The 6,205-nt window shown below is 64.3% G+C and carries 4 protein-coding genes; 3 read left to right on the forward strand and 1 reads right to left on the reverse strand.

The annotated features are described in order from the left end of the window. The first annotated feature begins 146 nt into the window (after positions 1-146). Positions 147-1,529, forward strand: a complete 1,383-nt coding sequence (locus tag HU729_RS11120) for a NorM family multidrug efflux MATE transporter (protein ID WP_186709983.1) — start codon at positions 147-149, stop codon at positions 1,527-1,529. Between the two features lie 35 nt (positions 1,530-1,564). On the opposite strand, the gene HU729_RS11125 is transcribed toward HU729_RS11120, so the two are convergent. After that, positions 1,565-3,229 carry a bifunctional diguanylate cyclase/phosphodiesterase gene (locus HU729_RS11125; RefSeq protein ID WP_186709985.1) on the reverse strand — a complete coding sequence of 555 codons (1,665 nt, stop codon included), beginning with the start codon at positions 3,227-3,229 and terminating at the stop codon, positions 1,565-1,567. A gap of 255 nt (positions 3,230-3,484) precedes the next feature. On the opposite strand from HU729_RS11125, the gene rep reads away from it, so the two are divergent. Together rep and xpt are read left to right on the forward strand one after the other, a co-directional pair. Further along, positions 3,485-5,494 (forward strand): DNA helicase Rep, encoded by a 2,010-nt coding sequence (rep, locus tag HU729_RS11130; protein ID WP_054894105.1) that lies wholly within the window; start codon positions 3,485-3,487, stop codon positions 5,492-5,494. A 73-nt stretch (positions 5,495-5,567) separates the two neighbouring features. Beyond that, complete coding sequence (gene xpt, locus HU729_RS11135; protein ID WP_028689919.1) at positions 5,568-6,140, forward strand: xanthine phosphoribosyltransferase; 573 nt, start codon at positions 5,568-5,570, stop codon at positions 6,138-6,140. The last annotated feature ends 65 nt before the right edge of the window (positions 6,141-6,205 follow it).

Below are 6,205 nucleotides of genomic sequence, written 5' to 3' on the forward strand. Positions count from 1 at the left end.
ACGTGGGCATGAGGCGAATCATCGAAATCATACATCCATGAGTTGAACTCATGCCAACGATCGCTTTTATCCTTTTGTGGAATGCTGACCGAAGCCTCAGAATCCCCAATTCTCGCTGTAGGACTCATACTCAAGGACTTCGCCCCATGCATGTCGCGCCCACCACCGAACTCAAGGCTCTGCTGCGCCTGGCCGGGCCCCTGGTCGCCTCGCAATTGGCGCACATGCTGATGGTGCTCACCGACACCCTGATGATGGCGCGCATCAGCCCACAGGCGCTGGCAGGGGGCGGCCTGGGTGCGGCGAGCTACTCGTTCGTGTCGATCTTCTGCCTGGGCGTGATCGCTGCGGTCGGCACCCTGGTGGCCTTCCGCAAGGGCGCAGGTGACATCGCCGGGGCCACGCGCCTGGCGCAGAACGGCCTGTGGCTGGCCTGGGGCCTGGCGCTGGGCGCGGCCTTGGTGTTGTGGAACCTCAAACCTTTGTTGCTGCTGTTCGGCCAACGCCCGGACAACGTCGATATGGCCATGCAGTTCCTCACCCTGCTGCCCCTGGCGCTGCCCGGCTACCTGACCTTCATGGCCCTGCGCGGCTTTACCAGTGCCCTGGGCCATTCGACCCCGGTGATGATCATCAGCCTGGTGGGCACGGTGCTCAACTACCTGTTCAACCACGCGTTGATCGAAGGCATGTTCGGCCTGCCCAAGCTGGGCCTGATGGGCATCGGCCTGGTCACTGCCGTGGTGTCGCTGGGCATGGCCATCGCCCTGGCGCTGTACATCCACTGGCACCGCGCATACGACGCCTATCCGCTGCGCAAGGGCCTGTCACGCCCCTCGCTCGATGCACTGCGCGAGCTATGGCGGCTGGGCCTGCCGATCGGCGGCACTTACATCGTCGAGGTCGGCCTGTTCGCCTTCGCCGCCCTGTGCATGGGTGTACTGGGCGATACCGAGCTGGCCGCGCACCAGATCGCCCTGCCGATCATTTCCGCGGCGTTCATGGTGCCGACCGGGCTGTCCTACGCGGTGACCATGCGGGTCGGGCTGTACTACGGTGCAGGCAACCTGCTGGCCGCGCGCAGCGCCGGGCGCATCGGAATCGGCCTGGGCGCGGTGGTGATGTTCGCCTTCGCGGTGCTGTTCTGGCTGTTCCCGGAAACCTTCGTGGGGCTGCTGGTCGACCGCAATGACCCGGCGTTCGCCGCCATCTTCGCGCTCGCCGTGCAGTTGGTGATGGTGGCCGCCTGGTTCGAGCTGTTCGACGGCACGCAGACCATCGCCATGGGCTCGATCCGCGGCCTGAAGGACGCCAAGACCACGTTCGTGATCGGCCTGCTCTGCTATTGGCTGGTGGGCGCACCCTGCGCCTGGGTGTTCGCCTTCACCCTCGGCGGGGGTGCGGTGGGTATCTGGTGGGGCTTGGCGCTGGGGCTGGCGTGCGCGGCGGTGGCGCTGACACTGGCGTTCGAATGGCGGATGAAGCGTCTGCTGGGCAAGGCGGCCGTGGGGGTGGCGGTGTCGGCCTGAAATCGGTGGCGGCCCCGCGACAGGGCCGCTACAGGCTAAACACTCACCAGCTGCGGCTTGCCCGCCTGGAACAGGTAGACGATCAGCTCATCGATCGGCAACGGTCGGCTCACCAGGAACCCCTGCACCTGGTCGCAACCGAAGTCACGCAGCAGCCCCAGTTGCTCGTCGCTTTCCACCCCCTCGGCGACCACCTCCAGGTTGAGGTTGTGCGCCAGGTTGATCATCGCATGCACCAGCTTGCGGTTCTCTTCGCGCTGCTCCATGCCAGCGACGAAGCTGCGATCGACCTTGAGCAAGGTGATGGGCAGGCTGTTCAGGTGCACGAACGACGAAAAACCAGTGCCGAAGTCATCCAGCGAGAAACGCACACCCAGGCGCCCCAGTGCATCCATGGTCTGGCGCACCACTTCGTTGCGGCGCATCACCGCGGTCTCGGTCAGCTCGAACTCCAGCCAGCGCGCATCGACACCGTGCTCGACGATCAGCCGACTCAGGGTCGCCAACAGCTGGCTGTCCTGGAACTGGCGGAAGCTCAGGTTCACCGCCATGTGCAACGGCGCCAGGCCGTGCTCGCCCAGAGCCTGCATGTCACGCAGGGCGCGGGAGATGACCCAGTAGCCCAGCGGAACGATCAGCCCGCTCTGCTCGGCCAGCGGCACGAACTCGCTCGGCGGCAGCAGGCCACGCTCGGCATGGCGCCAGCGCACCAGCGCCTCGAGGCCGACGATGGTGCCGTCCCTGAGGTTCAGGCGTGGTTGGTAGTGCAGTTCCAGCTCGTCACGACGCAGGGCCCGGCGCAGCTCGCTTTCCAGGTCGGCGAGGCTGCGGGCGTTGCTGTTTATCCGCTCGTTGAACACGTGATACGTGCAGCCCTGGCTGCCCTTGGCCTGGCGCATGGCGATGTGTGCATGCCACATCAACGGATCGGCACCCGCTTGCGCACGGGCATGGGCCAGGCCCAGGCTGCAGCCGAGCAGCAGGCTTTCGCCATCGATCCAGTAGGGCTCGGCGAGGGCCTCGACGATTCGCTCGGCAGTGCGCTCGGCGCGGCTGGGGTCACGGCGGGTGTCGATCAACAGCGCAAACTCATCGCTGCCCAGGCGGGCCAACTGGTCGCCGGCCTCCAGTTGCTGCTTGAGACGGTTGACCACCTGCAGGATCAGGCGGTCACCGCCCTGGTGCCCCAGGGCGTCGTTGACGTGGCGGAAGTTGTCCAGGTCCAGGTGGCCGAGGGCCAGGCCGCGGCCTGCGTTCTCCGCCAGGCGGGCGGTGAGCAGTGCCTGGAAGCCCTGGCGATTGGCGATGCCGGTGAGCGGGTCCTGCTCGGCCAGGCGTTGCAAGGTGGCGACCAGCACACCGCGTTCGCGTACATGGCGCAACGAGCGGCGTAGCGCATCACTGTTCAGCTGCCCGCGCACCAGCCAGTCGCTCACCCCCACCGGAGGCGCCTCGGGCTCGTGCTCCAGCAGCAGGATGGTCGGCAGGTCGCAGCGCCCGGGTGCCGGCTGCAGCTCCGGCGTGGCCAGCACCACAGCCTGGCGATCGTGAACGAACAGGCTGTCCACCGCCTCCCAGCTCGGCGCAGTCAACAGCACCGCGCTGCCGGCCAGCGGCTGGACACATTCGCGCAGCAATGCAGCCCATTCCGGCTCATCGGCCAACAGCAGCAAGCGCAACGGTTCGACGGGCGTGGACAAGCGGGCTCCTTAGGGCTTGAACGGTGTGACCGAGGATGCGCCGTATCCTAACCGACAAGTAGAAATGATTCTCACTTTTACATGTGGCGTTCCCTGCCCCGCATCTCGACGGATTGTGCCGTGCATCCTGCGCGAAAGTCGCAACGCCCGCAAATCTGAATGGTGCGCTGCATCACACTGTCAGACGGTCGCGCAATAACCGACCCATGCCTGCTAGAATGCGCGGCTATTTTCTGGTTACTCCCGGTTTCTAGCATGTCCCGACTCAATCCCCGGCAACAGGAAGCCCGAGACTACGTCGGCGGCCCTCTATTGGTGCTCGCCGGTGCAGGCTCCGGCAAGACCAGCGTGATCACGCGCAAGATTGCCCACCTCATCCAGAACTGCGGCATCCGTGCCCAGTACATCGTCGCCATGACCTTCACCAACAAGGCCGCGCGCGAGATGAAGGAGCGGGTCGGCACCCTGCTGCGTCCGGGCGAAGGCCGGGGCCTGACGGTGTGCACCTTTCACAACCTGGGCCTGAACATCATCCGCCGGGAACACCAGCGCCTGGGCTACAAGCCAGGCTTCTCTATCTTCGACGAATCCGACATCAAGGCGCTGCTGTCGGACATCATGCAGAAGGAATACTCCGGCGACGACGGGCTGGACGAGATCAAGAACATGATCGGCTCGTGGAAGAACGACCTGATCCTGCCCGCCGAAGCCCTGGAGAAAGCGCGCAACCCGCGCGAGCAGACCGCCGCCATCGTCTACACCCACTACCAGCGCACGCTCAAGGCGTACAACGCGGTGGACTTCGACGACCTGATCCTGCTGCCGGTCAAGCTGTTCCAGGAGCACACCGACGTGCTCGAGCGCTGGCAGAACCGCGTGCGCTACCTGCTGGTCGACGAATACCAGGACACCAACGCCAGCCAGTACCTGCTGGTGAAGATGCTCATCGGCATGCGCAACCAGTTCACCGTGGTGGGCGACGACGATCAGTCGATCTACGCCTGGCGTGGCGCGCGCCCGGAAAACCTGATGCTGCTCAAGGAGGACTACCCCTCCCTGAAAGTGGTGATGCTCGAGCAGAACTATCGCTCCACTAGCCGTATCCTGCGCTGCGCCAACGTGCTGATCGCCAACAACCCCCACGACTTCGAGAAGCAGCTGTGGAGCGAGATGGGCGTGGGCGACGAAATCCGCGTGATCCGCTGCAAGAACGAGGAAGCCGAGGCCGAGCGCGTGGCCATGGAAATCCTTACCTTGCACCTGCGCACCAATCGCCCGTACAGCGACTTCGCCATCCTCTACCGCGGCAACTACCAGGCCAAGCTGATCGAGCTGAAGCTGCAGCACCACCAGGTGCCCTATCGCCTGTCGGGCGGCAACAGCTTCTTCGGTCGCCAGGAGGTCAAGGACCTCATGGCCTACCTGCGCCTGCTGGTCAACCCGGACGACGACAACGCCTATCTGCGGGTAATCAACGTGCCGCGCCGCGAGATCGGCTCGACCACGCTCGAAAAACTCGGCAACTACGCCACCGAGCGTGGCGTGTCGATGTATGCCGCCAGCGAGGAACTGGGCCTGGGCGAGCACCTGGATGCGCGCTACACCGAACGCCTGCAGCGCTTCAAGCACTGGCTCGACGGCGTGCGCCACAAGGTCGCCCTGGAAGACCCGATCGCTGCGCTGCACGAGATGGTCAAGGATATCGACTACGAGAACTGGATCCGCCAGAACACCGCCAGCGACAAGGCGGCGGATTTTCGCATCGGCAACGTCTGGTTCCTGATCGATGCGCTGAAGAACACCCTCGAGAAGGACGAAGAGGGTGACATGACCATCGAGGACGCCATCGGCAAGCTGGTGCTGCGCGACATGCTCGAGCGCCAGCAGGAAGAGGAAGAAAACGCCGAAGGTGTGCAGATGATGACCCTTCACGCCTCCAAGGGCCTAGAGTTCCCCTACGTGTTCATCATGGGCATGGAGGAGGAAATCCTCCCCCACCGCTCGAGCATCGAAGCCGACACCATCGAGGAAGAGCGCCGCCTGGCCTACGTGGGCATCACCCGCGCCCGTCAGACCCTGGCGTTCACCTTCGCCGCCAAGCGCAAGCAGTACGGCGAAATCATCGATTGCACGCCCAGCCGGTTCCTCGACGAACTGCCGCCGGACGACCTGGCCTGGGAAGGCCTGGAGGATGCGCCTGTGGAGGTGAAGGCGGCGCGGGGCAACAACGCGCTGGCCGACATCCGGGCCATGCTCAAACGCTGATCAACCATTACTCTTTCAACCTTTGCCGCTACCTTCTGGATGCGGCCACTCTTGCTACATCGAGGAATACACAGTGGAAGCACTGCATCAGAAGATTCGCGAAGAAGGCATCGTGCTTTCCGATCAGGTTCTCAAAGTCGACGCGTTTCTCAACCACCAGATCGATCCTGCACTGATGCAACTGATCGGTGACGAGTTCGCCCGCCTGTTCGCAGACTCCGGCGTGACCAAGATCGTCACCATCGAGGCGTCGGGTATCGCTCCGGCAGTGATGACCGGCCTGAAGCTGGGCGTGCCGGTGATCTTCGCCCGCAAGCACCAGTCGCTGACCCTGACCGAGAACCTGCTGACCGCTTCGGTGTATTCCTTCACCAAGCAGACCGAGAACACCGTGGCCATCTCGCCGCGTCACCTCAACAGCAGCGACCGCGTGCTGGTGATCGATGACTTCCTGGCCAACGGCAAGGCTTCCCAGGCGCTGATCTCGATCATCAAGCAGGCCGGCGCCACGGTGGCGGGCCTTGGGATCGTCATCGAGAAGTCGTTCCAGGGCGGCCGCGCCGAGCTGGACAGCCAGGGCTATCGCGTCGAATCGCTGGCTCGGGTGAAGTCGCTGGAAGGTGGGGTCGTGACCTTCATCGAGTAAGGCGGCGCCACACTCACTCGATTGTGGCCATTCAATGAGGGCCTCTTCGCGGGCAAGCCCGCTCC

This window comes from Pseudomonas sp. RW10S2 (assembly GCF_014268985.1).
Classification (GTDB): Bacteria; Pseudomonadota; Gammaproteobacteria; order Pseudomonadales; family Pseudomonadaceae; genus Aquipseudomonas; species Aquipseudomonas wayambapalatensis.